Annotated in this window: 1 rRNA gene; it reads right to left on the minus strand. The window is 50.3% G+C overall.

Annotated elements, in window-relative coordinates:
- Positions 1-2,888: ribosomal RNA gene (locus KQI85_RS15975) — 23S ribosomal RNA — on the minus strand.
- Positions 2,889-3,061: the final 173 nt, after the last annotated feature.

Genomic DNA, 3,061 nt, shown 5'->3' on the forward strand with positions numbered 1-3,061 from the left:
TTGGTTAAGTCCTCGACCTATTAGTAACAATCAGCTGCACGTGTTACCACGCTTCCACCTTTGTCCTATCTACCTTGTCGTCTTCAAGGGGTCTTACAGCTTGCGCTTGGGATATCTCATCTTGAGGGGGGCTTCACGCTTAGATGCCTTCAGCGTTTATCCCTGCCAAACTTGGCTACCCGGCCATGCATCTGGCGATGCAACCGGTACACCAGCGGTTCGTCCAACCCGGTCCTCTCGTACTAAGGTCAGCTCCTCTCAAATATCCTACGCCCACGCCGGATAGGGACCGAACTGTCTCACGACGTTCTGAACCCAGCTCGCGTACCGCTTTAATGGGCGAACAGCCCAACCCTTGGGACCTGCTACAGCCCCAGGATGCGATGAGCCGACATCGAGGTGCCAAACCACTCCGTCGATGTGAACTCTTGGGAGTGATAAGCCTGTTATCCCCAGGGTAGCTTTTATCCGTTGAGCGATGGCAATCCCACTTTATACCACCGGATCACTAAGTCCTACTTTCGTACCTGCTCCACCCGTCGGTGTCACAGTCAAGCTCCCTTCTGCCTTTGCACTCTTCGAATGGTTTCCAACCATTCTGAGGGAACCTTTGAGCGCCTCCGATACTCTTTCGGAGGCGACCGCCCCAGTCAAACTCCCCGCCTGACATTGTCCTATCACCGGCTTACGGTGACTAGTTAGAAATCCAGTACTGCAGGGGTGGTATCCCAACAGCGACTCTGATGCATCTGGCGACACATCTTCCCAGTCTCCCACCTATCCTGTACATGCAATACCGAATCCCAGTATCAAACTGGAGTAAAGCTCCATGGGGTCTTTCCGTCCTGGCGCAGGTAACCAGCATCTTCACTGGTATTTCAATTTCACCGGGTGCATTGTCGAGACAGTGCCCAAATCATTACGCCTTTCGTGCGGGTCGGAACTTACCCGACAAGGAATTTCGCTACCTTAGGACCGTTATAGTTACGGCCGCCGTTTACTGGGGCTTAAGTTCAATGCTTCGATTGCTCTAACATCTCCCCTTAACCTTCCAGCACCGGGCAGGCGTCAGCTCATATACTTCACCTTTCGGTTTTGCATAAACCTGTGTTTTTGCTAAACAGTTGCTTGGGCCTATTCTCTGCGGCCTCTTTCGAGGCACCCCTTCTCCCGAAGTTACGGGGTCATTTTGCCGAGTTCCTTAACAATGCTTCTCCCGCCGGCCTTAGGATTCTCTCCTCATCCACCTGTGTCGGTTTACGGTACGGGTACATGGCAAGCTATAGCGGCTTTTCTTGACAGTCAGCCCACAGACTTCGCTACTTTATTTTCGCTCCGCGTCACGACTCCGCCTTATACACCGGATTTGCCTGGTGTACGGCTCCTTCGCTTGCTCCGGTTCTTCCATCCCCGGATTCTGTTTTCTGCCTGTGTCCCCACAGTTCTGTTACCATGCAGTACAGGAATCTCAACCTGTTGTCCATCGACTACGTCTTTCGACCTCGCCTTAGGTCCCGACTTACCCAGAGCAGATCAGCTTTACTCTGGAAACCTTGGATATTCGGCCTAGAAGATTCTCACTTCTATCTCGCTACTCATTCCGGCATTCTCTCTTCCAAACACTCCACTGCTCCTTGCCGGTACAGCTTCAACGCGTTTGCAATGCTCCTCTACCAATCACATTGTGATTCCTAAGCTTCGGTGTAGTGTTTCAGCCCCGGACATTTTCGGCGCAGGACCTCTCGACTAGTGAGCTATTACGCACTCTTTTAATGTATGGCTGCTTCTGAGCCAACATCCTAGTTGTCTTCGAAATCCCACATCCTTTTCCACTTAACACTCACTTTGGGACCTTAGCTGTAGGTCTGGGCTCTTTCCCTTTTGACCACCCAACTTATCTCGTGCAGTCTGACTCCCGGCAATCATCTTCATGGCATTCGGAGTTTGATATTCTTCGGTAGGCTTTGACGCCCCCTAGGAAATTCAGTGCTCTACCTCCATAAGACTCTGCCGAGGCTAGCCCTAAAGCTATTTCGAGGAGAACCAGCTATCTCCGGGTTCGATTGGAATTTCTCCCCTACCCACACCTCATCACCACCCTTTTCAACGGATGTGTGTTCGGTCCTCCAATGCCTTTTACGGCATCTTCAACCTGGACATGGGTAGATCACCCGGTTTCGGGTCTGCTCTGTCTGACTCTTTCGCCCTCTTAAGACTTGATTTCTCTTCGGCTCCATACCTTAAGTATTTAACCTCGCCTGACAGTGCAGCTCGCCGGACCGTTCTACAAAAAGTACGCGGTTCTGCATATAAAGCAGTTCCACAGCTTGTAAACATATGGTTTCAGGTTCTCTTTCACTCCCCTCCCGGGGTTCTTTTCACCTTTCCTTCACAGTACTATGCGCTATCGGTCACTGAGTAGTATTTAGCCTTGGGGGGTGGTCCCCCCGACTTCCCACAAGGTTTCTCGTGTCTCGTGGTACTCCGGATACTGCCTGCTGCCTTCCAATTTCGAATACGGGGCTTTCACCCTCTCCGGCCGGTCTTTCCAGGACCGTTCTTCTATCTTCTGGCTCACGTTCTGCAGTCCATTACCCTGAAACGCACGCGCTTCAGTTTAGGCTCTTTCCCTTTCGCTCGCCGCTACTCAGGAAATCGATGTTTCTTTCTCTTCCTCCGGGTACTTAGATGTTTCAGTTCCCCGGGTTCCCTCTGCATGGCTATGTATTTACCATACAGTGACTGAGGTTTGCTCAGCCGGGTTTCCCCATTCAGATATCTGCGGGTCAATGGATATTTGCTCCTCACCGCAGCTTTTCGCAGCTTATCACGTCTTTCTTCGGCTCTCAGTGCCAAGGCATCCACCATACGCTCTTTCTAACTTAACCTTTGTTTTTGGTCTTGGTTCTTTAAAGAACTTTTTCGATGTATAGCGTTACATCTTTTTGTGTGTTGTATCTTTCGATACTGTTTTTTCTCGGATGTCTTGTCAATTAATCATCTTGATTATATTGATTAGATATTTTCTTATCAGTGTGTAGTTTTCAATGTACAATCGGCA

The organism is Falcatimonas sp. MSJ-15 (assembly GCF_018918265.1).
Taxonomy (GTDB): Bacteria; Bacillota; Clostridia; order Lachnospirales; family Lachnospiraceae; genus Falcatimonas.